The sequence below is a fragment of the Brevibacillus thermoruber 423 genome, assembly GCF_000454065.1.
GTDB lineage: Bacteria > Bacillota > Bacilli > Brevibacillales > Brevibacillaceae > Brevibacillus > Brevibacillus thermoruber.
The window spans coordinates 372114-396340 of the sequence record NZ_KE695649.1; the positions used below are offsets into that span (position 1 = coordinate 372114).

The 24227-nt window shown below is 61.0% G+C and carries 27 protein-coding genes and 1 riboswitch; of the genes, 16 read left to right on the plus strand and 11 right to left on the minus strand.

Annotated features, from left to right (window positions below):
• The first annotated feature begins 17 nt into the window (after positions 1 to 17).
• Complete coding sequence (locus tag M516_RS0106760) at positions 18 to 791, plus strand: ATP-binding cassette domain-containing protein (protein ID WP_029098448.1); 774 nt, start codon at positions 18 to 20, stop codon at positions 789 to 791.
• Between the two features lie 1113 nt (positions 792 to 1904).
• On the opposite strand, the gene M516_RS0106770 is transcribed toward M516_RS0106760, so the two are convergent.
• Together M516_RS0106770 and M516_RS0106775 are read right to left on the minus strand one after the other, a co-directional pair.
• On the minus strand, positions 1905 to 2261 hold the full coding sequence (locus tag M516_RS0106770; RefSeq protein ID WP_029098449.1) for a L,D-transpeptidase: 357 nt from the start codon (positions 2259 to 2261) through the stop codon (positions 1905 to 1907).
• Positions 2262 to 2411: 150 nt separating this feature from the next.
• Positions 2412 to 3011, minus strand: a complete 600-nt coding sequence (locus M516_RS0106775; RefSeq protein ID WP_029098450.1) for a hypothetical protein — start codon at positions 3009 to 3011, stop codon at positions 2412 to 2414.
• Positions 3012 to 3345: 334 nt separating this feature from the next.
• A riboswitch (cyclic di-AMP (ydaO/yuaA leader) is annotated at positions 3346 to 3481 on the plus strand.
• Positions 3482 to 3685: 204 nt separating this feature from the next.
• Here M516_RS0106775 and ehuB point away from each other — a divergent pair.
• The 11 genes from ehuB to M516_RS0106830 all read left to right on the plus strand — a co-directional run bounded on the left by ehuB (position 3686) and on the right by M516_RS0106830 (position 12463).
• Positions 3686 to 4585: an ectoine/hydroxyectoine ABC transporter substrate-binding protein EhuB gene (gene ehuB / locus M516_RS0106780; RefSeq protein WP_029098451.1), complete on the plus strand. Its 900-nt coding sequence runs from the start codon at positions 3686 to 3688 to the stop codon at positions 4583 to 4585.
• A gap of 35 nt (positions 4586 to 4620) precedes the next feature.
• Positions 4621 to 5268: an ectoine/hydroxyectoine ABC transporter permease subunit EhuC gene (ehuC, locus tag M516_RS0106785; RefSeq protein WP_029098452.1), complete on the plus strand. Its 648-nt coding sequence runs from the start codon at positions 4621 to 4623 to the stop codon at positions 5266 to 5268.
• A 3-nt stretch (positions 5269 to 5271) separates the two neighbouring features.
• Positions 5272 to 5922 carry an ectoine/hydroxyectoine ABC transporter permease subunit EhuD gene (ehuD, locus tag M516_RS0106790; RefSeq protein ID WP_029098453.1) on the plus strand — a complete coding sequence of 217 codons (651 nt, stop codon included), beginning with the start codon at positions 5272 to 5274 and terminating at the stop codon, positions 5920 to 5922.
• A gap of 15 nt (positions 5923 to 5937) precedes the next feature.
• A complete protein-coding gene (ehuA, locus tag M516_RS22920) occupies positions 5938 to 6750 on the plus strand; it encodes an ectoine/hydroxyectoine ABC transporter ATP-binding protein EhuA (RefSeq protein WP_051188121.1) in 813 nt (270 codons plus the stop codon).
• A complete protein-coding gene (gene ectA, locus M516_RS0106800) occupies positions 6747 to 7256 on the plus strand; it encodes a diaminobutyrate acetyltransferase (RefSeq protein ID WP_029098454.1) in 510 nt (169 codons plus the stop codon). Before ehuA ends, ectA begins: the two co-directional genes overlap by 4 nt.
• Before the next feature lie 10 nt (positions 7257 to 7266).
• Positions 7267 to 8541 (plus strand): diaminobutyrate--2-oxoglutarate transaminase, encoded by a 1275-nt coding sequence (ectB, locus tag M516_RS0106805; RefSeq protein WP_029098455.1) that lies wholly within the window; start codon positions 7267 to 7269, stop codon positions 8539 to 8541.
• Between the two features lie 16 nt (positions 8542 to 8557).
• Positions 8558 to 8941, plus strand: coding sequence for an ectoine synthase (locus M516_RS0106810; RefSeq protein WP_029098456.1), 384 nt, complete (start codon positions 8558 to 8560; stop codon positions 8939 to 8941).
• 43 nt (positions 8942 to 8984) lie between these two features.
• Positions 8985 to 9875 carry an ectoine hydroxylase gene (thpD, locus tag M516_RS0106815; RefSeq protein WP_029098457.1) on the plus strand — a complete coding sequence of 297 codons (891 nt, stop codon included), beginning with the start codon at positions 8985 to 8987 and terminating at the stop codon, positions 9873 to 9875.
• Positions 9876 to 10123: 248 nt separating this feature from the next.
• Complete coding sequence (locus M516_RS22925; RefSeq protein ID WP_152523357.1) at positions 10124 to 10444, plus strand: hypothetical protein; 321 nt, start codon at positions 10124 to 10126, stop codon at positions 10442 to 10444.
• A 68-nt stretch (positions 10445 to 10512) separates the two neighbouring features.
• Positions 10513 to 10998, plus strand: a complete 486-nt coding sequence (locus M516_RS0106825; protein ID WP_029098458.1) for a glutathione peroxidase — start codon at positions 10513 to 10515, stop codon at positions 10996 to 10998.
• A 262-nt stretch (positions 10999 to 11260) separates the two neighbouring features.
• The gene (locus tag M516_RS0106830) at positions 11261 to 12463 is read left to right on the plus strand and encodes a branched-chain amino acid ABC transporter substrate-binding protein (RefSeq protein WP_035289192.1); all 1203 of its coding nucleotides are present in this window, start codon (positions 11261 to 11263) and stop codon (positions 12461 to 12463) included.
• 112 nt (positions 12464 to 12575) lie between these two features.
• On the opposite strand, the gene M516_RS0106835 is transcribed toward M516_RS0106830, so the two are convergent.
• Both M516_RS0106835 and adh read right to left on the minus strand, forming a co-directional pair.
• The gene (locus M516_RS0106835; protein ID WP_029098460.1) at positions 12576 to 12950 is read right to left on the minus strand and encodes a DUF779 domain-containing protein; all 375 of its coding nucleotides are present in this window, start codon (positions 12948 to 12950) and stop codon (positions 12576 to 12578) included.
• A gap of 7 nt (positions 12951 to 12957) precedes the next feature.
• On the minus strand, positions 12958 to 14478 hold the full coding sequence (adh, locus tag M516_RS0106840) for an aldehyde dehydrogenase (RefSeq protein ID WP_029098461.1): 1521 nt from the start codon (positions 14476 to 14478) through the stop codon (positions 12958 to 12960).
• 222 nt (positions 14479 to 14700) lie between these two features.
• On the opposite strand from adh, the gene M516_RS22930 reads away from it, so the two are divergent.
• Both M516_RS22930 and M516_RS0106850 read left to right on the plus strand, forming a co-directional pair.
• A complete protein-coding gene (locus tag M516_RS22930) occupies positions 14701 to 16488 on the plus strand; it encodes a sigma-54-dependent Fis family transcriptional regulator (RefSeq protein ID WP_051188123.1) in 1788 nt (595 codons plus the stop codon).
• A gap of 97 nt (positions 16489 to 16585) precedes the next feature.
• Entirely contained in the window at positions 16586 to 16846 is a 261-nt protein-coding gene (locus tag M516_RS0106850) for a metal-sensitive transcriptional regulator (protein WP_029098462.1), read from the plus strand.
• Between the two features lie 323 nt (positions 16847 to 17169).
• Here the strand turns inward: M516_RS0106850 and M516_RS0106860 are convergent, their stop codons facing one another.
• Together M516_RS0106860 and M516_RS0106865 are read right to left on the minus strand one after the other, a co-directional pair.
• A complete protein-coding gene (locus M516_RS0106860; protein WP_029098464.1) occupies positions 17170 to 18471 on the minus strand; it encodes an amidohydrolase in 1302 nt (433 codons plus the stop codon).
• Positions 18472 to 18539: 68 nt separating this feature from the next.
• Positions 18540 to 18761, minus strand: a complete 222-nt coding sequence (locus M516_RS0106865; protein WP_029098465.1) for a hypothetical protein — start codon at positions 18759 to 18761, stop codon at positions 18540 to 18542.
• Here M516_RS0106865 and M516_RS0106870 point away from each other — a divergent pair.
• Positions 18760 to 19962 (plus strand): M20 metallopeptidase family protein, encoded by a 1203-nt coding sequence (locus tag M516_RS0106870; protein WP_029098466.1) that lies wholly within the window; start codon positions 18760 to 18762, stop codon positions 19960 to 19962. The genes M516_RS0106865 and M516_RS0106870 overlap by 2 nt on opposite strands.
• A 171-nt stretch (positions 19963 to 20133) precedes the next feature.
• Here the strand turns inward: M516_RS0106870 and M516_RS0106875 are convergent, their stop codons facing one another.
• Positions 20134 to 20403, minus strand: a complete 270-nt coding sequence (locus M516_RS0106875) for a hypothetical protein (RefSeq protein WP_029098467.1) — start codon at positions 20401 to 20403, stop codon at positions 20134 to 20136.
• 204 nt (positions 20404 to 20607) lie between these two features.
• Here M516_RS0106875 and M516_RS0106880 point away from each other — a divergent pair, with 204 nt between their 5' ends.
• A complete protein-coding gene (locus M516_RS0106880; RefSeq protein WP_255309682.1) occupies positions 20608 to 21549 on the plus strand; it encodes an NAD(P)-dependent oxidoreductase in 942 nt (313 codons plus the stop codon).
• Between the two features lie 193 nt (positions 21550 to 21742).
• Here the strand turns inward: M516_RS0106880 and queF are convergent, their stop codons facing one another.
• Genes queF through queC form a run of 4 tightly spaced genes read right to left on the minus strand, consistent with a single transcriptional unit; the run spans position 21743 to position 24157 of the window.
• Positions 21743 to 22240, minus strand: a complete 498-nt coding sequence (queF, locus tag M516_RS0106885) for a preQ(1) synthase (RefSeq protein WP_029098469.1) — start codon at positions 22238 to 22240, stop codon at positions 21743 to 21745.
• Positions 22241 to 22281: 41 nt separating this feature from the next.
• On the minus strand, positions 22282 to 23010 hold the full coding sequence (gene queE / locus M516_RS0106890; protein WP_035289044.1) for a 7-carboxy-7-deazaguanine synthase QueE: 729 nt from the start codon (positions 23008 to 23010) through the stop codon (positions 22282 to 22284).
• On the minus strand, positions 23007 to 23495 hold the full coding sequence (gene queD / locus M516_RS0106895; protein WP_029098471.1) for a 6-carboxytetrahydropterin synthase QueD: 489 nt from the start codon (positions 23493 to 23495) through the stop codon (positions 23007 to 23009). The genes queE and queD overlap by 4 nt, the downstream gene beginning before the upstream one ends.
• Positions 23495 to 24157: a 7-cyano-7-deazaguanine synthase QueC gene (gene queC, locus M516_RS0106900; RefSeq protein WP_029098472.1), complete on the minus strand. Its 663-nt coding sequence runs from the start codon at positions 24155 to 24157 to the stop codon at positions 23495 to 23497. The genes queD and queC overlap by 1 nt, the downstream gene beginning before the upstream one ends.
• Positions 24158 to 24227 lie beyond the last annotated feature (70 nt).

The following is a 24227-nucleotide window of genomic DNA, read 5'->3' on the forward strand; positions in this document are numbered from 1 at the left end:
GGCGTGGGGGTGATGGTATGAATGCGGGCTGCGGCATGTCTCTCGATGTGCAGGAGGTGGGCAAAGCCTTTGGCGCCACCCGGGTGCTGCAGCAGGTGCGGCTGGCGATGCAGCCCGGCGAATTTGTCGCCGTCGTCGGGCGGAGCGGATGCGGGAAAAGCACGCTGCTGCGGATGATTGCCGGTCTGGACCAGCCGACGGAAGGGCAGATTTACGTGGATCGCCAGCCCCTCCACGGCATTCACGCAGAGGTTCGCATCATGTTTCAGGACGCGAGGCTGCTCCCCTGGAAGAAGGTCATCGACAACGTGGCGGTCGGGATCAGAGCGGGAGCGAGGCGGACGGCGGAGGAAGCGCTGCGGCTCGTCGGTCTGTCCGAACGCGCCGGTGAGTGGCCCCGCGTCCTGTCGGGCGGACAGCGGCAGCGTGTCGCGCTGGCCCGCGCCTTGGCGGGAGAGCCCCGGCTGCTCCTGCTGGATGAGCCGTTGGGGGCGCTGGATGCGCTGACCCGGATCGAGATGCAGCGGCTGATCGAAAAGCTGTGGCTGGAACAGGGATTCTCCGCCATTTTGGTGACGCACGACGTGAGCGAAGCGGTCGCCCTGGCCGACCGCGTGGTTCTCCTGGAAGAGGGAAAAGTGGCGATGGACATCAAGATCAACCTGGCCAGGCCCCGGGTGAAGGACAACGGTTTTGCCCACTATGAGCGGGTGATTCTGGACAGAATCCTGGGCACGCGGGAAGAGGAGCCGTTTGTCGCCAAAAAACAAGCGCATTCCTACTCGATCTGAGCATGGATCCTGTACGCATGGCCGGAACCGGATGCGAAAAGCCGGCTTTCGCCAGGAAGGCCGGTTTTTTCATGTCAATCTGGTTTCGTTTGTGATACCAGAAAAGTGTATGTAGGGTACATGTATTTGCGTAAACGGCTAAAGGGCCAAGAGCGTTGCCGCGCTCCGGCCCTGCACAATAGACGTTCCCCACAAGGGGGCGGCTCTACTGCAGAAGAGAGTAGATCACCAAGCTGCCAGGCTCAAGGGTGATCTGCTTTTTTCTGCCGATGTTCAGGGATGTAAAAAATGGAAAATTCGTCAGCGGGGAACCGTAAACGGAAAATCCGCATGAGACGAAGAGGTCTTTGCCCCTTCTTAATCTCCTTTTTACAAGGAGAACAAAACCCTAATAGAGAAATTTGTAGACAATGCCATGTTGCGGGGGTCCCACCAAGATTTTCTTGGAGCCATCGCAGAACGGTTGACAAAGGAGAATGATCGTTTGTCCCACTGCTCCCTGGGTACAGCTCTCAAAAAAACGCTCGATGGAATCGAAGCAGCTACCATTCGTCATGTTCCGAATGCCTTTATGACTGTACTGGAGAGCGAAGGAAGGTATTCTCCCTTCTAGTCGGTTTTGGGAAAGGAGGGGCTGTATTGGCCAAGAAGATACTCCATCTGTTTTTAGTGGTGATGTTCACAATCATTATCTGCGTTCTCGCACACACCGTGTCATATGTGAAGAATGACCCGATTTCGGGTCTATTGGCGTTACTGTCAGCGATCCTTTTGGTTCATCTGCTTTTCGGGAACAACAAAGGTTGAACCAGGAGATGTGAATGGCCGCACGAGCAATTTACATTGTGTTCGGTCGAGGGATCGTCCGCTGTCTATTCGACGTTCCGATCTCAACAACGTAGGAGAGATCATTAGCTGCAACCCCGGCTGCATGCGAAGGAGCACCGGACATGTCAATGCAAAAGCAGCGCATCCAACGATGATGCGCTGCTTTTACCTATTGCTGTTTTTCGGACTCAAAAGCATTTGAATTCAGATACAGCCGGTGGAAAACAGACTGGCACAGCGTCCCAGCAGCGGGAACGCTGTGCCTTTTGTCTGTCCTGCGTGCTGCTACGGGCGAATCCTCACCGGCGTTCCGATGGGCACCCGTTTGGCCAGGTACTCCACGTCCCGGTTGTGCATGCGGATGCAGCCGTGAGAGACGTACTTGCCGATCGAGGCCGGATTGTTGGTGCCGTGTATGCCGTAATGAGGCCTGCTCAGCCCCAGCCAGTAGGTGCCGAACACGCTGAGCGGGCCGCCCGGGTAGGAGTTCGGGTACGGGACTTTGTTGATGATGGTAAAGTCGCCGCGCGGCGTGGCTGTGGCGATTTTGCCCAACCCGACGGGAAACGAGCGGACCAGGCGCTGACCGTCGTACAGATTCAGCCGCAGCCTGGAGATGGAAATGCGGATGTGGTACGGGATGATCTTCACCTCCTCGGCCGGTGGTGCTGCGTTGTTTTCATCCTATGCAGCCGCACCGTTCCCGTCCTTTGGGAGGGGAAACGAGGTTTTGCGAGAAAACGCATCCGGCAGGACGGCTGGCGCGCTGTCCGCCTGATGCGTTTTGTCGTGTCAGGTAGAGGTTCCCGTGTAGAGTTGCTGCAGCTCAAGCTGATCGGCAACAGGCCACTGTCCGATGCGCTCGTACGCCTGCTCGCTGATCGGCAGCAGAGTGACCGGCAGGCCGTACTGTTCCATCATTTCCTTGGCAAACACCGCATCGGAGACGAACCAGCAGCCGATCTGCTTTTGTGTGCCATCCTTGAACGTAAACCGCATATACACTTCTGCCGTATCCGCTTTTTTTCCCGTGAGGCCGACCCCGATTTCGGTCTTTTGGACCTGGTTCCAGGCGTAGAGCGTTTCCCTGCCGAAGAACGGGTTCAGATGGACACCCTCGCGATCCACATACGCATAGGTGTTCATGGTCAGCCAGAGAAAGAGGATCGTCACCCCGCCCAGGATCAGTTTGACGCCCTTTTTTACGACAAAGGCGGGCAGAATGAAGAGGCCCGCCAGACAGGCGAGCAGCAGCGACATGTGGGACATCAGCCACGTCTGTTCCGGGTAGACGAACAGCCATTTCAACACCGCCATGAACACGGGGAGCAGCAAGATGCCCAACAGGGAGAGCGGCAGGCCAATCTTGAGCGATCGTTTTGTCCAGGCCACTGTCTTTTCCCACCTTTTGGTTTGATTTCCACTAGTTTATACGCCGCTGCGTGACGGCGGTTTCAACGCGGGTTCCCGGTCGATGCGACCAGCCAAGCCCCACCCGGCGCAGCAGGGAGGACAGGAGTCAACGTTTTTACCAGGAATGAACACAGTAGGATATGGAAGGATCTTTTTGGATGAGACTGGTAATTCCAGGTAACGGCGGCTGAGCGGGCCTGATGCGTGAATATCCGGGATTACCGGGGATGAGGCAGGGGCGGGAGTATGGTAACATGAACCCCATGTTCGAGAACGCCAAAATGGCAAAAGGAGCGTGCCGTATCATCATCCAACCACATACGGGCCTAGTTCCGTTGATGACGGAAACGGGGGAACCATCTTCTGGGGTTAATTCTGTTCCAAACAGAAGGGATGCTTCTGCCATCCTACCCGTCAGCTAACCTCGTCGGCTAAAGCAGATCGATTTTACTCGTACACGACATCCGCTTGTGTTGCATGCAGAGGGCTGTCCGGCACCCGTTCGGGCAGTCCCCCTGTACCCACGTCAGGTTTTCCGTTTTGTTTGCAGGAAAACAGTCGGCGCATTCGCTTTCCGTCTGGAACGGCCCTCCAGTTGCGGAAGCAGTGCGCCGATTTTTTTCTATCCGTTGACGAAGAAAGGAGAGGTGCGAATGAACAGGAGAAGAACGTGGGCAGCCGCTTGGACGGCGCTGTTGTCTGCCGCACTGCTGGCGGCGGGATGCGCCCAGCAGCAGGCCGCCTCGCCCCGCGCGGGGGAAGCGGCGGAAACCACGCTGGAAAAGGCGAAGCGTCAAGGTTTTGTCACGGTCGGGTTCGCCAACGAGAAGCCGTACGCCTACGCCACGCCTGACGGCAAACTGACCGGGGAAGCGGTGGAAGTGGCGCGGGTGATCCTGAAGCGGCTGGGCATCCCTGAGATCAACGGGGTGCTTACCGAGTTCGGGTCGCTGATTCCCGGTCTGAAGGCAAAGCGTTTTGACGTCATCACCGCGGGCATGTACATCACGCCGCAGCGGGCGCAGGAAGTGGCCTTCGCCAACCCGGAGTACGGCATCGGGGAGGCGCTGGCGGTCAAGAAGGGGAACCCGCTCAACCTGCGCAGCTACCCGGACATCGCGGCCCAACCGCAAGCGAGGGTGGCCGTGATGAGCGGAGCGATTGAGATGGAGTACCTGCAGCAGTCGGGCGTGAAGCCTTCGCAGATGGTGGTGGTGCCCGATCAGCCGTCCGCCGTTGCGGCACTGCAGGCGGGGCGGGCGGACGCGATCACGATGACGGGTCCCTCTCTGCAGGCCGTGCTGGACAGCGCCAAGGACCCCGAACTGGAGAGGGTCATGGATTTCGTGCAGCCGGTCATCGACGGCAAAAGCGTCCGCGGGTACGGCGCGGCCGCCTTCCGCAAAGAGGACCAGGATTTCGTCGACGCGTACAACCGCGAGCTGCAAAAGCTGAAGGAGTCGGGCGAGCTGCTGCACATCCTGGAGCCGTTTGGCTTCACGGAGCAGGAGCTGCCGGGGGAGGAAACGGCGGCGGAGCTGTCGCGGCCCTGAGCCGATTTCGTTCAAACGAAAGGATGTGATGGAACGTGTCCCTGTTTGATCTATTTCCCTCGCTTGCAAAAGGAGCCGCCCTGACCGTGGAAGTCACCGTCCTGTCCGCGCTCGTCGCTTTCGCGGCATCGTTTCTGGCCGGATTCGGGCGCCTCTCCAGGCGGAAAAGCGTTCGTGCGCTGACCGCCGTCTACGTGGAGGTGTTTCGCGGCACCTCGCTCTTGGTTCAGTTGTTCTGGCTGTATTACGCGCTGCCGCTGTTGGGAGTGGAGCTGCCTCCGCTGGCGGCGGGGGTGATCGCCTTGGGACTCAACCACGGCGCCTACGGCTCGGAAGTGGTGAGAAGCGCCGTCCTGGCCGTCCCCAGAGGGCAGACGGAAGCGGCCATCGCCCTGAACATGACGCCGTGGCAGCGGATGCGGCGGGTGATCCTGCCGCAGGCGTTTGTCATGATGATTCCGTCCTTCGGCAATCTGCTGATCGAGCTGTTGAAGGGAACCTCCCTGATCTCGCTGATCACACTGGCCGATCTCACCTTTCAGGGGATGGTGCTGCGCACGTTTGACGCGTCCCGAACCTTCGAAATATTCGCGCTCGTTCTGGTCGTCTACTTTGCCCTGGCGTACCCGCTGACGCTGGGCATGCGCGGGCTGGAGCGGCGTCTGACGGCGGGGAGGGTGTAAGCCGTGTGGAGCTGGCCGTTTGCGTGGCAGATTGCGCCTGAGCTGTTGAGAGCCGTACAGACGACCATTGCCGCTACCCTGGCCGGCTTTGCCCTCGCGCTTGTCGGCGGACTGCTGCTGGCGTTCGCGCGGCGGGCGAAGCCGAGGGGCGTGTCTCTCGCCGCGGCGGGCGTCATCGAGTTCGTTCGCAGCACGCCGCTCCTGGTCCAACTGTACGTGCTCTTCTACGGTCTCCCCTCGGCAGGCATTTCCCTGCCGCCGTTTGCGGCAGGCGTCCTGGGATTGGGCATTCACTACAGCGCCTACCTGGCTGAAGTGTACCGTTCGGGAATTGAGTCCGTTCCCCGGGGACAGTGGGAGGCGGCGACAGCGCTGAACTTTTCCAGACGACAGACGTGGACGCGCATCATCCTTCCCCAGGCGATCCGCCCGATCATACCGGTGCTGGGCAACTACCTGATCGTCATGTTCAAGGAAACGCCGGTGCTGTCGGCCATCACTCTGGTGGAAATGCTGATGACCGCCAAGATGATCGGTTCGGCCTCGTTTCGCTACCTGGAGGCCTTTACGCTGGCAGGGATGCTGTTTTTCCTGCTCAGCTACGCCTCCTCCCTGCTGATTCGCAGGCTGGAGAGCAAACTGACACAGCGGTAAAAGGAGGGGAGTGGCATGAACAACACCCGGCAGACCGCCGATCCCATCGTCCGGTACCGCAGCATAAGCAAGACGTTTGGCGACCTGACGATTCTGCACGAGATTGACCTGGACATCGCGCCCGCAGAAAAGGTGGCCGTGATCGGTCCGAGCGGTTCCGGCAAGACGACGCTGGCCCGCCTGCTGATGACGCTGGAAGAACCCACTTCCGGGACGATCGAGGTGAACGGTGAGCTCTTGTGGCACAAGCGGGTGAACGGCCGGCTCGTGCGGGCGGATGAGCGGCATCTGCACAAGATGCGCGGAAACATCGGGATGGTGTTTCAGCACTTCAACCTGTTTCCGCACATGAACATCCTGCGCAACGTGACGGAGGCCCCCATCCACGTCCTCGGGCTGCCCCGGGAGGAAGCGGTGGAGCGGGCGGTGACGATGCTGGAAAAAGTGGGACTGGGCGACAAGCTGGAGGCGTATCCCTCCCACCTGTCCGGCGGGCAGAAGCAGCGGGTGGCGATCGCCCGGGCGCTGGTGATGCGGCCCAGCGTGATGCTGTTCGACGAAGTGACGTCCGCCCTCGACCCCGAACTGGTCGGGGAAGTGCTCGCGGTGATCAAGGAGATTGCGCGGGAAGGGGAGATGGCGATGATGCTGATCACGCATGAGATGGACTTCGCCCGCGACGTGGCCGACCGCGTCATCTTCACGGACGGGGGCACGATCGTCGAGGAAGGGTCTCCCGAACAAATCTTCCACGATCCGCAAAGCCCCCGGCTGCAGGCCTTTTTGAGCCGCTTTCGGGCCGGATCGGGAAAGGAGGTGATGAGGTGAAATCGACAACCGGCCGGCGCATCGCCATGCGAAAGCCGAGCGAAGCGGACGGCGCCGCCATGTGGAAGCTGGCGCGCGACTCCGGCGTGCTGGAGCTGAACTCCGCCTACGCCTATCTGATGTGCGGCAAGTTCTTCGCCGACACGTGCGTGATTGCGGAAGCGGAAGGGGAGGCGGTCGGATTCGTCACGGCGTTCCGTCCCCCCGCCAGGCCCGACACCGTGTTTGTCTGGCAGATCGCGGTCAGCCAGTCGCAGCGGGGACAGGGGATCGGCAGCCGGATGATCCGGGAACTGCTGAAGCGCGACGCATGCCGGAACACGCGGTATCTGGAAGCGACCGTCTCGCCGTCAAACGCGGCATCCGCCGCCCTTTTCCGCAAGGCGGCCGAGGAGCTGAAGACGGGCTGCGAGGTGCGGGAGTGCTTCCCTGCCCGCCTGTTTCCGGGGAGCGTACACGAACCGGAGTGGACGTTTTGCATCGGGCCCATCCCAACCAAACGATAGGAGGTTGTGCATGAAAGCTGCTGCCAAGTCGCGAACACCCTTGACCGTCTTTGACCAACTGGAATCGGAAGTGCGCAGTTACTGCCGCCATTTCCCTGCCGTCTTCACCAAAGCGAGCGGCCATACGCTCTGGGACCGGCAGGGAAAGGCGTACCTCGACTTTTTCGCGGGAGCGGGGGCGCTCAACTACGGACACAATCCCCCCGGAATCAAGGAAAAGCTGATCGAGTATCTCCGGCAGGACGGGATCACGCACAGCCTGGATATGGCGACGGACGCGAAGGAAACCCTGCTGACCCGTTTCCGCGACGTCATCCTGGCGCCGAGGGGGATCGATTACAAGGTGATGTTTCCCGGTCCGACCGGCACCAACGCGGTGGAAAGCGCCTTGAAACTGGCGCGCAAGGTGACCGGCCGGACGAGCGTGTGGAGCTTTACCAACGGCTTTCACGGGATGACGATCGGATCGCTGTCCGTCACCGGCAACCGGCGGAAACGGAACGGCGCCGGGATGCCCCTGCCCCATGCCGTTTCCATGCCGTACGACGGATACATGGGGCCGGACACCGACACGGCGCGTTATCTCGAACGGCTGCTCGAAGACGAGGGCAGCGGCGTTTCCCTCCCTGCGGCGATGATTCTCGAAACCGTTCAAGGAGAGGGCGGACTGCACGCGGCGAGCGAGTCCTGGCTGCGCCGGATCGAAGCGCTCTGCCGCACGCACAACATTCTCTTGATCGTGGACGACGTGCAGGCGGGATGCGGACGTACCGGACCGTTCTTCAGCTTCGAGACGGCCGGCATCCGCCCGGACATCGTCTGCTTGTCCAAGTCGATCGGCGGATACGGGCTGCCGCTCGCCCTGACCCTGTTCAAGCCGGAACTGGACATCTGGGGGCCGGGCGAACACAACGGCACCTTCCGCGGCAACAACCTGGGATTTGTGGCGGCCGCCGAAGCGCTGCGGTACTGGGAGGACGATGGCCTGCGCCGCGCGGTGGAAGCCAAAGCGGCCGCGGTCCGCGCCTTTCTGGAGCATCTCGTCGGCGCGTACCCGTTTCTCCAGGGCGAGGTGCGGGGCAAAGGTCTGATGCAGGGGATCGCCGTCAAAGCGGACGGACTGGCGGAGAGGATCTGCGCGCGCGCCTTTGCCCGGGGCCTGATCATGGAGACGTCCGGACCCGACAGCGAAGTGGTGAAGGTGATGCCGCCGCTGACCATCGGGGAGAAGGAACTGGAACAAGGGCTGTCGATCCTGGAGGAAAGCGTAAAAGACTGCCGGTGAAAGGAGAGAGCGTTTCATGATCGTCAAACACCTGGAAGAGATTGTCGGCACGGCCGACGACATTGACACCCCCACGTGGAACAGCAGGCGGTTTCTCTTGAAAAGGGACAACATGGGGTTTTCCCTGCACGACACGATCATCAAGGCGGGGACGGAGACGCTGATCTGGTACCGAAACCATCTGGAGGCAGTGTACTGCATCGAAGGCGAGGGAGAAATCGAGGTGGTCGGAGGGGAAACCTACCCGATCCAGCCGGGCATGATGTACGCCTTGAACGGTCACGAAAAGCACTACCTGCGGGCCAAAACGGCGATGCGCATGGTCTGCGTCTTCAACCCGCCGCTGACCGGCCGGGAAGTGCACGACGAAGAAGGAACCTACCCCCTGGCGAACGCGTAGACGCAGCAGCCCGGAAAGTATCGGAACGAGAGGAGAGGATCGCATGACCCATCCGCACCTTGCCGCCGAGGATGTGTACCCGTCCCGCGTCAGCGACCGACCGGCCATGCTGGAGCGAAAAGACCCCGTCGTCTACGGAGACGTCGCTGCCGGCGCAGGGCCGCTGGACGCCGAGGCCCTGGCCCGGTATGAGCGAAACGGCTATTTGTGCCTGCCGGGCTTTTTTTCCGCGAGCGACGTGCAGACACTGCGCGGCGAACTGAAGCGGCTGTGGGAACAAAGCCGGGACGCGGACAGAAACGAGGTGATCCGCGAACCGGACAGCCGGGACATCCGCTCCATCTTTGCCGTCCACCGCGATCACGACGCGTTCCGGCGGCTGTCGCGCGATCCCCGGATCGTCGGCATCGCCCGGCAGATCCTGGGCAGCGACGTGTACATCCACCAATCCCGCATCAACTACAAAAAAGGCTTTACCGGCAAAGAGTTCTACTGGCACTCCGACTTTGAAACCTGGCACGTGGAAGACGGCATGCCGCGCATGAGGGCGCTCAGCTGCTCGATCACGCTGGAAGACAACCATCACTGCAACGGTCCGCTGCTGTTGATCCCCGGCTCGCACAAGACGTTTGTCTCCTGCGTGGGGCGAACGCCCGAAGCCCATTACGAACAGTCGCTGCGCCGGCAGGAATACGGCGTGCCGGATCAGGAAAGCCTGCGCCTGCTGACGGAACGGCACGGCATCGAAGCGGCGGTTGGCCCCGCCGGGACGGTCGTTTTCTTCGACTGCAACATCATGCACGGGTCCAACAGCAACATCACCCCGCTGCCGCGAAGCAACGTGTTTTTCGTCTACAACAGCACGGAAAACCGATTGACGTCCCCGTACTCCGGACAAAAGCCGCGCCCGGACTACATCGCCACCCGCGGCTGAAACGGCGGCGCTTGTGCCGGAAGCCGCTTTTCCTGTCTGTGAAACGCGAACCGGGCTGTCTCCTTCTCCTGCAGGGGGAGACAGCCTTCATTGTGTTGACAACGTGACTGCGGATCACGGGGGAGACGGACAGGTTTGCGTTCATCTGTTCCGTACCGGGACCAAAGCATTTGCCGTCCAACGGGTTCGTCGGGAACCTGTGGGGGATTGTCAGTGACATCACCTCCCGATTGGGGATATGGGTTCTGTTGGCTGCAATGATTGCTGCATGGAGCAGTCATCCAGGAATGGGAGCCGTCAAGGTGTTTGCCTTCTTCGCCGGCATGCTGCTGAGTTATTACGTCTATTCGGCGTGGGTATTTGGTTTTTTCCCCACCCATGTCTTTATCCGTTGGGGTATAATAGCGGCAGCGTCGCCAATCGCAGCCTATCTGGCGTGGTTTGGCAGAGGAAACGGATGGATTGCAGCGTTTTGTGCCGCAATGCCCATCGGGTTGTTGGCGGCAGAGGGCTATCCGTTTTTTACAGGGGTTCCCAGTCACATGTTCTTTCGTACCTGTTTGGTGTAGCCAGGCAGCGGTGCATGAAGCGGCAGGAAGTCTCCTTGCAAAACAGATACCGATGGGGAGTGGGCGTCATGAGCGTTTACGATTTTTCGGCCAAAACAAACCGCGGCGAGCTGAAGCCGCTGGCCGATTACAGGGGAAAGGTGCTGTTGATCGTCAACACGGCCAGCCGGTGCGGGTTTACCCCGCAGTACCAGGGGCTGCAGAAGCTGTACGATGAGTTTCACGCATCGGGGTTTGAAGTGCTGGCGTTTCCCTGCAATCAGTTTCACAATCAGGAGCCCGGCTCGGACGAAGAGATCCGGGACTTTTGCCAGGTGAACTACGGGGTGACGTTTCCGCTGTTTGCGAAAGTGGACGTAAAGGGGCCGAACGCCCATCCGCTGTTCGTCTACCTGACGAAGCAGGCTCCGGGATTGCTGACGGACGGAATCAAATGGAACTTCACCAAGTTTTTGATCGACCGAAACGGCAGCGTGGTCAGGCGCTACGCCCCCGTGACCAGGCCGGAACGCATCGCGGCGGATATCAAGCGGCTGATCCAAGAGGAGGCGTGATCGGGCTGCTCGGGTAGAACCGCCATGTGCGGCGCTGCCGACACGTGTGCTCGTCACGTAGATAAACAGGAACCTTCGGCGTCTACCCAACGCCGTTTTTTCATTTCAAGAGATACTTTGTCAGATTTTTCGCATAAATGATTGGACATGTTGTCAGAACATGAACCTTATATTTTCTCATATATTTAAATTCATAGAATTATTCGACATATAAAACAAGGGGGCAAGAATCGTGAGACTCAAAAAACGCGCGTCCATCCTCATGCCGCTGCTTCTCGCTGCCGTCTCCATCGCCGGCTGTAACTCGCAAGGCTCACCGTCCGGACAAACAGGACAAGCCGGACAAGCCGGGGAGGCCGCCAGCGCGGGGAGCGGTTCGTCCGCTACCGCCAAGATTTTGATTGCGACCCAAAGCCCCCTGTCCGGCTCCCAGTCGGCGATCGGCGACTCGATCAAGACAGGGGCGGAGTACGCCTTGCGATTGCAGCAGGACGAGTTCAAACAGATGGGATTTGACCTGCAGTTGTTTCCGCAGGACGACCAGGCCGATCCGAAAATCGGCGTGACCAACGCAGAGATGCTGGTCTCCAACCCCGATGTCCTCGGCGTGGTCGGCCATTTCAACACCGGCGTGGCCATTCCCGCCTCCGTGAAGTACGAGACGGGCAGCCTGGTGATGGTCTCGCCGGCCAACAGCGGCGTGCAGTTGACGGAGGAAGGCAAAAAGACCGTGCACCGGATCTGTGCCCGCGACGACGCGCAGGGGCCCAAAGGAGCCAAGTACGCCAAGGAAACGCTCGGGGTCAAATCCGTCTTCCTGCTTCACGACAAAACGGCGTACGGGCAGGGGCTCGTCGACCAGGTGAAAGCCCAGTTCGAAAAGGACGGCGTGCAGGTGTTGGGCTATGAAGGCGTCAATCAGGGGGAGAAGGACTACAACTTCGTGATCAACCAGGTGGTGGCGAAAAACCCTGACCTGATCTATTTCGGCGGCATCTACCCGGAGGCCGGGATTCTCGTCAAGCAGGCGCGGGAAAAAGGCTTCAAGGGGGTATTCATGGGCGGCGACGGCATCGACTCCCCCGACCTGATCAAGATTGCGGGACCCGAGGCGGCAGAGGGCGTGGTGTTCACCTCGCTGGCAGGGGACGTGAAGCAGACGGAAGAGGGACGGAAATGGGCGGAGGAGTACGAAAAGACGATGGGGAAAAAGCCGGAAACCTACTCCGTCTACGCCTTTGACTCCATGAACGTGATCCTCAACGGCATCAAGCAGGCGATCAAGGCCAACGGCGGGCAAAAGCCGACCCGCGAGCAGGTGCTGGAGGCGGTCCACAAGACGAAGGATTTTCAAGGGCAGTTCGTCAAAGTCTCGTTTGACGCCAAAGGGGACAACCAATACGCCGACGTGTTCATTTACAAGTACGAGAAAGACAAGACGACCTTCCTGGGCAAGATCGAGTAACAAGGAGAGCGGCCGATGTTCAGCGGAACATCGGCTTTTTTCCTGCCCGGGGCGGCTCCCTGCTCCCGGAGGAAGGCGAACAGCCCGGATCGCGGTGATCCGGGCTGCGTGCTCAGCGGTTCCATTCGTCTTGAAGCTGCTGATACTCCTCGGGGGTAAACAGGCTGGAGCGGGTGAGAAAGCGCACCCCTTCCGGCCCTTCCAGCGAAAACATGCCGCCGCGCCCTTCCACGACGTCGATGACGAGCCGGGTGTGCTTCCAGTATTCGTACTGGGCCCGGCTCATGTAGAACGGACATCCGCCGATTTCGCCCAACAGGACGTCGCTGTCTCCAATCAGAAATTCCCCCGCCGGATAGCACATCGGCGAACTGCCGTCGCAGCAGCCGCCCGATTGGTGAAACATCAGCGGGCCGTACTTGGCTTTGAGCCGTTCGATCAGCGCCAGCGCGGCGTCGGTAGCCAGCACCTTCTGCACGTCGGCCATTGCCTTTTCAAAAGAAGCCCAGCGCGTCGGGACTGTAGCTGACGAGCAGGTTTTTCGTCTGCTGGTAGTGATCCAGCATCATCTTGTGCGTTTCCCGGCCGATGCCGGACAGCTTGTACCCGCCGAACGCGGCGTGGGCGGGGTAGGTGTGGTAGCAGTTGGTCCAGACGCGCCCGGCCTGAATGCCCCGGCCCATGCGGAAAGCCGTGTTGATGTCCCGCGACCAGACGCCGGCGCCGAGCCCGTACAGCGTGTCATTGGCGATGGACAGCGCCTCTTCTTCGCTGGCAAACGTGGTCACGGCCACCACCGGGCCGAAGATTTCCTCCTGGAAAATGCGCATCTTGTTGTTCCCCTTGAAGACGGTCGGCTGGATGTAGTAGCCGTTTTCCAGGCCGCCGCCGAGCGTCTGCCGCTCTCCGCCGATCAGGAGTTCCGCGCCTTCCTGCTTGCCGATTTCGATGTAGGAGAGGATTTTCTCCACCTGTTCGGTAGAGGCCTGCGCGCCGATCATCGTCTCCGTGTCCAGCGGATTTCCCTGTTTGATCGCCTTGACGCGGGCCAGCGCTTTTTCCATGAACGGCTCGTAGATCGATTCATGGATCAGGGCGCGGGACGGGCACGTGCACACTTCCCCCTGGTTGAGCGCAAACAGCACGAACCCTTCGATCGCCTTGTTCAAAAACGCGTCGTCCCTGGCAAAGACGTCGGGGAAGAAGATGTTGGGCGACTTGCCGCCCAGCTCCAGCGTGACGGGGATGATGTTCTGGGACGCGTACTGCATGATCAGGCGGCCTGTCGTCGTCTCCCCGGTAAAGGCGATCTTGGCGATCCGGCTGTTGGAGGCGAGCGGCTTCCCGGCTTCCAGCCCGAAGCCGTTGACGACGTTCAGCACGCCCGGGGGCAGGAGATCGCCGATCAGCTCCAGGAGGACCAGGATGGAAGCGGGCGTCTGTTCGGCCGGCTTCAGCACGACGCAGTTGCCCGCGGCCAGCGCCGGCGCCAGCTTCCAGGCGGCCATCAGCAGCGGGAAGTTCCACGGAATGATCTGGCCGACGACGCCGAGCGGTTCGTGGAAATGGTAGGCGACGGTGTGGGCGTCGATCTCCGACAGCGTTCCCTCCTGCGCGCGGATGCAGCCGGCGAAGTAGCGGTAATGGTCGATCGCCAGCGGTATGTCGGCGGCCAGGGTTTCGCGGATGGGCTTGCCGTTGTCCCAGGTCTCCGCCACCGCCAGCATCTCCAGGTTGGCCTCCATCCGGTCGGCGATCCGGTTGAGCACGCGGGCGCGCTCCGCTGCTGACGTCCGGCCCCACGCCTCCTTGGCGGCATGGGCGGCATCCAGCGCCAGTTCGATGTCCTCGGCGGTGGAGCGGGGCACTTCGCAAAAGACCTGGCCGTTGACGGGGGAAACGTTGTCAAAGTACTCCCCTTTTACAGGCGGGACCCATTGGCCGCCAATGTAGTTTCCATAGCGTTTCTTGAACGTCACCTTCGCGCCGTCCTGTCCGGGTTGCGCATAGATCATGGAAAACGCCTCCTCATTGATTTTTTTAATGGCTGCTGCCTCTTTCCATGTGCAAGGAAGATGCCAACCCCATAACCGGCGTCGTTTTCGGGTGAAATGCGGAACCATGCTTCATCCGCCTGTGCCGGGATGGAACAGCGGTGCTCCAAAACGGAACATTTATGAGATTCGGACGGTTGTGGTACGATAGAGGTACGAAACGATCGGAAAGGAGGCCTCTTCATGTCCTTTCAGGTTTCTCTGTCAGACTGTCCGCCTGATGTTGCCCTTTCGTGGAAGCGCTCTCATGAACGCGGTCTCAAACCGGATGACAAAGCGGATGACCAAATCATTACCGGCACGCTGATCAAGGAATTGATCGACCGGCACCGCTCCCTGGTCAACCATGCCGAAACGGTCTTTTCCAGGCTGTATCCGGTCATCCGGCAGTTCGGCTGCGTCGTCTTTTTGACCGACCGGGAAGGGACGATCCTGTATGCCAGCGGCGATGCCGATTTTGCCAGCCGCGCCGCCCAAGTGCAGCTTCAGGTGGGCGCCAACTGGCACGAATCGAGAAAAGGAACGAACGCCATCGGGGTGGCCATCGAGGAGAAGAGGCCGGCGCTCGTCCGGGGAAGCGAGCATTATTTTGTGGAAAACCGCTTTCTCACCTGCGCTTCGGCCCCCTTGTACGGCAAGAGTGGGGACTTTCTCGGCGTCATCAACATCAGCGGTCTGCACGACCGGTTTCAACCGGTGTTTGCGACCTTTGCGCCGCTTGCCGCCGAACTGCTGCAAAACCGCTTCATGATCGAGGAGATGGAAAAGGAGCAGTTGATCACGCTGCGGCATCTGGAGGCGGTCTCTGACCGCCATCCGCTGCCGCTGCTCACGCTGGACGCCGACCGGCGCGTGACCGGAGCCAACCGGGCGGCTCTCCGCCTCCTGGGAGAAGATTGCCTCGGCCAAGCGTTTTCGCCCCCGCCCCACTTCCAGGTGATTCCGATCAAGGACGAGACACAGCGGGTCTACCGCTCCGTCGCGATCGGGACAAGCCCGGCCAGGGAAAAGACCGTCCGGCAGGAGCAGGGCCTGTATACCTTTGCCGACATCTACGGGGAGTGTCCGGCCATCCTCCGGGCCAAGGAACTTGCCCGAAAGGCGGCGGGTAGCCCGCTGGCCGTCCTGATCACCGGAGAGAGCGGGACCGGCAAGGAGTTGTTCGCCCAGGCGATCCACGCGGCCAGCGGACGGGGGCCGTTTGTGGCGGTCAACTGCAGCGCCATCCCCGACACCCTGATCGAGAGCGAACTGTTCGGATACGAGAAAGGGGCGTTTACCGGGGCGCAGAAAGAAGGGAGTCCGGGCAAGTTTCTTGCGGCCAACGGGGGAACGATCTTTCTCGACGAGATCGGGGACATGTCCCTCCGCGCACAGGCGGCGCTGCTCCGGGTGCTGCAGGAAAAAACGGTCACGCCCGTGGGCAGTGCCGTCGCCAAACAGGTGGACGTCCGCGTCATCGCCGCCACGCACCGGAACCTGCCGGCTGAGGTGCAGGCCGGCCGTTTTCGGGCCGATCTGTACTACCGGCTAAAGGGCATTACCCTGCATCTGCCCGCCCTGCGAGAGCGCAGCGATCTCCGACAACTGGCCGGCCACCTTCTGCGCAAGCATGCGGACACTCCGGCGGAGCTCTCCCCGGAAGCGCTGGACAAGCTGTGCAGGCATACCTGGCCCGGCAATATCCGGGAACTGTTGGCCGTGCTGCAGCAGGCGTCGTTTCTGGCGGAGGGCGCCGTCATCAGGCCGGAGCACGTGATGCTTGACGATCCCGGCGAGAGGGAGGACACGCCGTCTTCGCTGCGGCGGCACGAGCGAAAAGCGATCGAGGAGGCGCTGCTGGCGACCCGCGGCAACATCTCCCAGGCGGCCCGGCTGCTGCACATCGGCCGCAACACGCTGTACCGAAAGATCAAAGGCTACGGCATCCGGCTGGGCACGGAAGCGGACAAAGGGCGCTCGCGGATTTGACAGCCCCCTTCCTTCCTGTCTACTATATACCCATCGGGGTACGTGAACGGGGTGATCCGTCCGTCCGCCGATCGGCAGAGGAAGAGGAGGCATGGCCATGAAGTACGGAGATCACGTGAAAAACCGCTTGAAGCGCGTCGAGGGTCAGGTCAGGGGCGTCCTCGGCATGATCGAAGCGGACAAGGACTGCAAGGAAGTGGTGGGGCAGCTCACCGCCATCCGCTCCGCCGTGGACAAGGCGATCGCCGTCATCGTCGCGGAAAATCTGGCGGAATGCATCAAACACGAGCTGGCCGAGGGCAGGGAAACGGACCAGATCGTGGAGGAGGCCGTCCGGCTGCTGGTGAAGAGCAGGTAAGCCCCTTGACGGCAGACAGGAAAGAGAACGGTGAAAAGGCGGGCTTCCCCTCCCCTGAAAGAAAGGGTTCGGCAGCGGTTGTCGCTTGGCCGAACCCTTCCTTGGGGGTGGGGGACGTCCGTTTTTTGCTTTTTGGGGCAAACGGGGGCCTGCCCCTCCACTTCGATCACCTGCAATCTGCGGCTTTTGAAATGGAGCGCTTCTTCTTTGCGGCAGGCCAGTTGCAGCATGTTCCGGATGGTCATGCGGTCCTGAAACTCCAGGCCCACGTCGCAGATGATCCGGACGGAGTCATACGGACCCAACCACTCCCTTCCGCGTAATCACCGATCCCCGGCGCACAGGGCGCAGAGGGCAAGCGTTTGTACGCCGATGCCCAGCACCCGTTCGTCGATGTCGAACTTTTCGTTGTGGTGGCCGGCCGCCAGCGTCGTGCCGAAAACCAGGTAGGAAGCGAGACCGCCGCGCTGTTTGACCCGCTCCATCATGTACGTGGCGTCCTCGGAGCCGGACGCGTTCCGGGTGTCGACGATGCTGGTGACGCCGGCCACCTTGGAAGCCTGGGCGCGGATGTAGGGGAGCAGCTCCGGACTGGGGGAACTGCTGTCCGCTTTTCCGACGATGTCGATCTCCGCCTGTACGCCGTACATCGCGGCGGCGCCGTGAATCACGTCCATGGCCCTGGACAGGATGTACTCGTTTACTTCGCTCGTGTCGCCGCGCGTCTCCAGTTTGAACGCGGCGTGGTTGGGAATGATGTTTCGCCCGCTGCCGGCATGCAGCACACCGACGTTGATCCGCGAGTTGCCGCCGCTGTGGCGGGAGATGGCATGGAGATTAAGCACGGCGGAAGCGGCGGCCAACAGTGCGTTTTTGCCGTCTTCGGGATGCCCGCCCGCATGGGAGGCGACGCCTCTGTAGGTGACGTCGATCTTGGTCGTGGCGAGGTAGCCGTCAGCGCCGCAGACCACTTCCCCCAGCGGAACGCCGGTGCCGACGTGGCAGGCGAAGAAGAGATCGACGTCATCGACGACGCCCGCTTCCACCATGGACCTGGCTCCGCGCACGCCTTCCTCCGCGGGTTGAAAGATCAGCTTCACCCGGCCGCGCAGGTCGTCTTTCATCCGGCTCAGCACATAGGCCAGGCCAAGCCCGATCGCCGTGTGGGCGTCATGGCCGCAGGCGTGCATCATGTTTGCGTTGACGGAGGCAAACCCTTCCGCCGCGGGCAGGTGGTCGGGATCGGCTGACTCCTGCAGGTCGAGCGCGTCCATGTCCACGCGAAACGCGACGGTGGGACCGGGACGGCCCGAATCGAGAATCCCGACAACGCCCGTAAATCCCCCGGACAAACGGGGAAGCCACTCGGCGACGGCCCCTTGCGACAGCGCCCGCTGTTCCTGCTGCCGCAAAAACGCCTCCGAAGGCACGCCCATGCGCGCTTCCGGCTTGATGACCTCGCGTCCCGCCTTCACCTCGAATCCCCATTCCTGCAGGGTGCTGGCGACGATGCTGGCGGTGCGAAACTCCACCCACCCCGATTCGGCGTAGCGGTGAAAATCGCGGCGCCACTTCAGCAGCGTGGGGGACAGTTCTTCCACAATCGAGTGCACACGTTTCTCCATGATTCTTCTCCTTCAATCCGGGTCATGATCCGTTTCTTTTGGGAATAATGTAAGAATTATGCCAATAATTATTTGCTGTTCGCTTTTTTTCGGCCAGTTCCTTCTCCATCATCAATCATTTCCAAATTGACACGATATTCATAATATTCTATAGTCTTGGGGTAGCGTCCAACAACCACGCGCCGAATGAAAACATCATCCTCGACGACTACGTCCAGGGGATCAAGCACATTGCCGCCATACTGGAGGCATTCGCCCACGAGGCGTAACAAAGGAGGCGTCCACTTCATGGAACAGATTCCCGTCTTGTATCAACGTTCGGACATTCTCGCCAAAGCCGGCGCGCTGAGAGAGCAGGCGGCTGCCTGGCGGCGCGACTTCCATCGGCATCCGGAGCTGAGCTTCGAGGAAGTGCGCACGTCGGAGATCGTCGCCCGCCACCTGCAGCAGTTGGGATTGGAGGTGAGGCGCGGAGTGGGGCGCACCGGCGTGGTGGGCGTGCTCAGGGTCGAACAGCCCGGGCCGGTCATCGGACTGCGCGCCGACATGGATGCCCTGCCGATCCAGGACCAAAAGGAAGCGGCGTATCGATCGACGGTGCCGGGCAAGATGCACGCCTGCGGACACGATGCCCACACCAGCATGCTGATGGGGGCGGCCCAGTTTCTTTCCCAGGTGGAGCGGCCGCCGAGAGGTACGGTCGTTTTTGTCTTCCAGCCGGCCGAAGAAGATGGCGGTGGGGCCAACGTGATGATCGAGGACGGGCTGCTGCGCGACTACGGTATCGAGGCGATGGCCGGGCTGCACGTCTTTCCCGGCGTGCCCGTCGGGGAGGTGACGGCGGTGCGCGGGGTGGGCTGTGCCGCTGCCGACACCATCCGCATCACGATCATCGGCCGGGGCGGACACGCCGCCCATCCCCATCTGGCCGTCGACTCGGTGGCAGTCGCGGCGGAGGTGATCTCCGCCCTGCAGCAGATCGCCAGCCGGCAGGTGGACCCGCTCGATCCGATCGTCATCACCATCGGCAAAATCCAGGGGGGCACTGCCAGCAACGTGATTGCGCCCCAGGTGGAACTCCTGGGGACGGTGCGCACCCTGAATCCCGCTTTGCGGGAACAGATGCCGGCGCGAATCGAACAGGTGGTGAGCGGCGTGACCTCGGCGATGGGAGCTGCGTACGCGTTTGACTACGAGTTCGGCTATCCCTCCATCATCAACGACGACAGGATGGTGGATCTGGTGCTGGAGACGGCGGAGCAGGTACTCGGTCCGGGCCGGTGCCGACTGGTGAAACCGTCGATGGGCGGAGAGGACTTTTCGTATTACACGCATCACGTGCCCGGTGTCTTTTTCCGCCTCGGCGTGGGCAATCCGGAGAAACTGACGCCGTATCCGCTGCACCACCCGCTGTTTGACATTGACGAGGACGCGCTGCCGGTCGGCATTGCCATGCTGTCGGCGCTGGCGCTGAACTACCTGGGGCGCTGACCGGGTGCCAATGATCGGCTGCCCGGCTGTGACCCGCTGCACAATAAGGTGCGTGCCACATGACCGGCTTTGACATCCACGACCACCACAACACCTCTGCGGAAGCCGTACGATGAAAGCAGGAGCGAATAGCGAAAAAACAGCGTCCTTTCGCCGGAAGGGACGCTGTTTTTACCGGATGAGCGCCAGGATGGAAGACAGCTCCGCCTGCAGCTTTTCAATCTCCGTGCGGTTCAACAGGAGTGGCAGCATGCCTGTGGAGATGATCAGCGAATTCTGGCCGCTGTTGATCACCCTTGTCAGCAGCTCGTACACGTCTTCCACCTGCCGGGTGTCCCATACGGAATGCGTTGGGATGCTTTTTATTTCGGTGACGGTAAACTCGTGAGCGTCCGGGTCCGCTTCGCCCGAAATCATGGAACCGGCGATGAACTGGTTCATTGGATGGATTCCTCCTGTCATGGTCAACCTTGCCATACCCGTTAGGCTTTCCAGTCTGCCCCGTTTTTATCGGATTGGCCTCCTGCCGTGATCACTCTCCGGCAGCTTGCGGGCCCTTTTCTGTTGCACGGATACCCGCACCGGGCGCTGCGGTTTTGAATCAACGGCGTGCAGGATTTTGGATGGCGGCAGGAGAAGTTCCCTCTGTGTGAAACAAGCAGCCATCAGTGGAAGGGAGCGGAAACGATGACAGTGCAGAAGGAAGACGTGGTGATCGGGTTTGTCGGCACCGGCGTCATGGGGAAAAGCATGGCGTCCCATTTGATGAAGGCGGGTTACCGCGTGCTCGTGTACAACCGGACCAAAGCAAAGGCGGAGGAGTTGATCGCGCAGGGGGCGACGTGGATGGACCGGGTGTCCGATCTGGCTGCGGCGGCGCGGGTGATCATCACCATGGTCGGCTATCCGAAAGACGTGGAAGAGATCTATCTGGGGACGGACGGCATCGTTCACCATGCCAAGCCCGGCGCCTACCTGATTGACATGACCACGTCCAAGCCGTCCCTCGCCCGGACGATTTACGAAGAGGCGAAAAAGCGCTCGCTCTTTGCCTTGGACGCGCCGGTCTCCGGCGGTGACGTGGGGGCGCGGGAAGCGCGTCTGACCATCATGGTGGGCGGCGACGAGGACGCCTACGCAGCAGTGGAGCCGATCTTGCGGGTGATGGGCACCAACGTGATCCGGCAGGGCGGACCCGGCGCCGGCCAGCACACCAAAATGTGCAACCAGATCGCCATCGCCACCAACATGATCGGCGTCTGCGAAGCGATCGCGTACGCGAAAAAAGCGGGACTGGACCCGTCCCGCGTGCTGCAGAGCATCGAGGCGGGAGCGGCGGGAAGCTGGTCGCTCAGCAACCTGGCGCCGCGGATGATCGCCGGCAATTTCGCCCCCGGCTTTTACGTGAAGCACTTCATCAAAGACATGACCATCGCGCTGGAAGCGGCCAAGGAGATGGGGCTGATGACCCCCGGTTTGGAGCTTTCCAAATCGCTGTACGAGGAACTGGCCGCGCAGGGCGAGGAGAACAGCGGCACCCAGGCGCTGATCAAATGGTTTGACAAGGAGTTCGCGGCGTCCGTGTGACAAAGCGAGGGCCGACGCGGTGTATCGGCACATGGAAGCAGGACCGGCCCACCCCGGGAGCAGTCCCCGGCAGGCACGGTCGCGTTTCGACAAACAAAATGCCAGACGATCGGCTCGTCTGGCATCTTTTTTTGGCGGGACGAGGTGTGCCGGTGGCGTCGTGAATGCGCCCCGGCTTCGCCTGTCCGCTCCGTTAGCGGTTGTCCACCTTTTCCGGATACATGTCGTGGTTCATCAGGCGGTACTCCGCCATCTTCTCGTACTTGGTGCCCGGTCTGCCGTAGTTGCAGTACGGATCGATGGAGATTCCGCCGCGCGGGGTGAACTTGCCCCACACCTCGATGTATTTCGGGTCCATCAGCTTGATCAGGTCGTTCATGATGATGTTGACGCAGTCCTCGTGGAAGTCGCCGTGGTTGCGGAAGCTGAACAGGTACAGCTTCAGCGACTTGCTCTCCACCATTTTCTTGTCCGGGATGTAGCTGATGTAGATGGTGGCAAAGTCGGGCTGTCCGGTAATCGGACACAGGCTGGTGAACTCCGGACAGTTGAATTTGACAAAGTAGTCGCGGTACGGATGCTTGTTGTCAAACGTCTCCAGCACACCGGGATCGTAGGTGTAGCTGTATTTCGTCTGCTGGTTGCCCAGCAGCGTGAGCGAAGAAAGATCTCGTTCCTGACGGTTATCCATGCAACATTCCCCCGTTTCTTATGCAAAAACGTGCCAATCAGTCAGACGCCCCGCTTGTTGCCCCACACCAGCGCGTGAAGCTGGGGCAGCACTTTGACGTCGTTCATGTCGTCTGCGGCCATCGTCCGCTCGATCAGCCATTCGTAGGCCGCCAGCAGGCGGTCCCGCAGACCGGCGAGATCGGCCTGCGCCACGTCGTCGTTCCCCGCCTGCAGAAAAAAGGGAACGCGCGGGTACCGCTGATGCACCTGGCGGGCGTAGTCAAAATCGGCTTCGTCAAACACGACGACCTTCAGACTGGTGCGCACATCGCCGGTTCGGCCGGACAGCGCGTGCACCATCGCATCCAGCGCGGCGAAGTCGGTGGTCATCCCGGAACTGGGCGGTTTGGGCGAAATCGTCACGTCGTCGACCAGCAGCAGCCAATCCTGCCACCGGCTGCCCTGCGTCTCGACGGCCGTCCGGATGTTTTGCTCCCGCAGCAGCCGGACGAGCTGCCCGACGTTGGCGATCAGCGCCGGATTGCCGCCCGAGATGGTGACGTGGGCAAAGCGGTCCTGCCCGATCCGGCGCAGCTCCTGCCAGATTTCCTCCGGCGTCATCTGCCGGATTTCGCCTGCGGCCGAGCCGTCCCAGGTAAAGGCGGAGTCGCACCAGCGGCAGCGGTAGTCGCAGCCGGCGGTGCGCACAAACATCGTTTTCTGGCCGATCACCATGCCTTCTCCCTGAATGGTGGGGCCGAAAATTTCCAGCACCGGAATGGTGTTCACTCGTACATCCACTCCCGTCTCGCCTCGGCGTAGCTGGTCGGCGTCTCGTACAGGCGGACAAACTCCACGCGGGCGCCGTCGTACCGGTCGCGGTACGCTTCCGAGCAAAGCTGCGCCTCCATCTGCTCGAACAGCCAGACCACCATGTTTTCCGCCGTGGTGTTCATCGGGGGAAGCATCTCGTTCAGGTAGCGGTGGTCCAGGTACACCTCGATGTGCCGCTTCCAGATCTCCTTGATGTCGCCGAAATCGATGACGATGCCGATCTCATTCGGATAGCCGCTGATGCCGAAGACCACCTTGTAGGTGTGGCCGTGCAGGTTTTTGCACTTTCCTTCGTAGGCGTGCAGGTGGTGAGCGGCGTCAAAGGTGAACTCCTTGCTGACCAGCACCCGCTTGCGGTGGTAGCGAAGCTGTTCTTTCTGAATCTCTTTGCCCAACGTTTGCAGGCGGTCGACAATGCGGAAGTCAAAAAAACCGCTCATCAGGCCTTCACCTCCCCGCGTTCCCGCAGGTAGGCCTCCAGGCCGGCTTTCCGCAAGGTGCAGGCGGGGCATTCGCCGCAGCCGTCTCCTTTGATGCCGTTGTAGCAGGTGAGCGTTTTTTCGCGGATAAAGTCAAACGCGCCCAATTCGTCGGCCAGTTTCCAGGTCTCCGCCTTATTCAGCCACATGAGCGGCGTGTGGATGACGAAGGGATAATCCATCGCCAGGTTGAGCGTGACGTTCAGCGACTTGATAAACGCGTCGCGGCAGTCGGGATACCCGCTGAAGTCCGTTTCGCACACGCCGGTGACCAGGTGGCGGGCTCCCCGCTGTTTCGCGAAGACGGCGGCAAACGACAAGAACAGCAGATTGCGGCCGTCCACGAATGTAGAGGGAAGCTGGCCGTCTTCCTGGGCGATCGGAATGTCGGTTCGGGTCAGCGCGTTGGGTGCCAGTTGATTAAGCAAGCTCATGTCCAATACCGTGTGTTCCACACCCAATTCCTCGGCGATTTGCCGGGCGCAATCGATCTCCAGGTTGTGCCGTTGCTGATAGTCAAACGTAATCGCGGCCACGTCGCCAAACTGCTTGCGCGCCCAGAACAGGCAGGTCGTGCTGTCCTGGCCGCCGCTGAAGACGACGACGGCTTTTTCCTGTTTCATGCTCTCCATCTCCTTTACGTTGTGGTGGAAGAAAGAGAGTTCTTGAACTGAATCCTGCAAAAAAAACAAA

Excerpts from the sequence above, each read along its gene's own strand:
- M516_RS0106810 (WP_029098456.1), top strand. The coding sequence starts at position 8,558 with ATGATCGTCAAACACCTGGAAGAGATTGTCGGCACGGCCGACGACATT.
- M516_RS0106760 (WP_029098448.1), top strand. The coding sequence starts at position 18 with ATGAATGCGGGCTGCGGCATGTCTCTCGATGTGCAGGAGGTGGGCAAA.
- ectB (WP_029098455.1), top strand. The coding sequence starts at position 7,267 with ATGAAAGCTGCTGCCAAGTCGCGAACACCCTTGACCGTCTTTGACCAA.
- M516_RS22930 (WP_051188123.1), top strand. The coding sequence starts at position 14,701 with ATGTCCTTTCAGGTTTCTCTGTCAGACTGTCCGCCTGATGTTGCCCTT.
- ehuB (WP_029098451.1), top strand. The coding sequence starts at position 3,686 with ATGAACAGGAGAAGAACGTGGGCAGCCGCTTGGACGGCGCTGTTGTCT.
- thpD (WP_029098457.1), top strand. The coding sequence starts at position 8,985 with ATGACCCATCCGCACCTTGCCGCCGAGGATGTGTACCCGTCCCGCGTC.
- M516_RS0106870 (WP_029098466.1), top strand. The coding sequence starts at position 18,760 with ATGGAACAGATTCCCGTCTTGTATCAACGTTCGGACATTCTCGCCAAA.
- M516_RS0106830 (WP_035289192.1), top strand. The coding sequence starts at position 11,261 with ATGCCGCTGCTTCTCGCTGCCGTCTCCATCGCCGGCTGTAACTCGCAA.
- queD (WP_029098471.1), bottom strand. The coding sequence starts at position 23,495 with ATGAGCGGTTTTTTTGACTTCCGCATTGTCGACCGCCTGCAAACGTTG.
- queF (WP_029098469.1), bottom strand. The coding sequence starts at position 22,240 with ATGGATAACCGTCAGGAACGAGATCTTTCTTCGCTCACGCTGCTGGGC.
- ehuA (WP_051188121.1), top strand. The coding sequence starts at position 5,938 with ATGAACAACACCCGGCAGACCGCCGATCCCATCGTCCGGTACCGCAGC.
- M516_RS0106850 (WP_029098462.1), top strand. The coding sequence starts at position 16,586 with ATGAAGTACGGAGATCACGTGAAAAACCGCTTGAAGCGCGTCGAGGGT.
- M516_RS0106875 (WP_029098467.1), bottom strand. The coding sequence starts at position 20,403 with ATGAACCAGTTCATCGCCGGTTCCATGATTTCGGGCGAAGCGGACCCG.
- M516_RS0106865 (WP_029098465.1), bottom strand. The coding sequence starts at position 18,761 with ATGAAGTGGACGCCTCCTTTGTTACGCCTCGTGGGCGAATGCCTCCAG.
- M516_RS0106860 (WP_029098464.1), bottom strand. The coding sequence starts at position 18,471 with ATGGAGAAACGTGTGCACTCGATTGTGGAAGAACTGTCCCCCACGCTG.
- queC (WP_029098472.1), bottom strand. The coding sequence starts at position 24,157 with ATGAAACAGGAAAAAGCCGTCGTCGTCTTCAGCGGCGGCCAGGACAGC.
- M516_RS0106825 (WP_029098458.1), top strand. The coding sequence starts at position 10,513 with ATGAGCGTTTACGATTTTTCGGCCAAAACAAACCGCGGCGAGCTGAAG.
- adh (WP_029098461.1), bottom strand. The coding sequence starts at position 14,478 with ATGATCTATGCGCAACCCGGACAGGACGGCGCGAAGGTGACGTTCAAG.
- M516_RS0106835 (WP_029098460.1), bottom strand. The coding sequence starts at position 12,950 with ATGGCCGACGTGCAGAAGGTGCTGGCTACCGACGCCGCGCTGGCGCTG.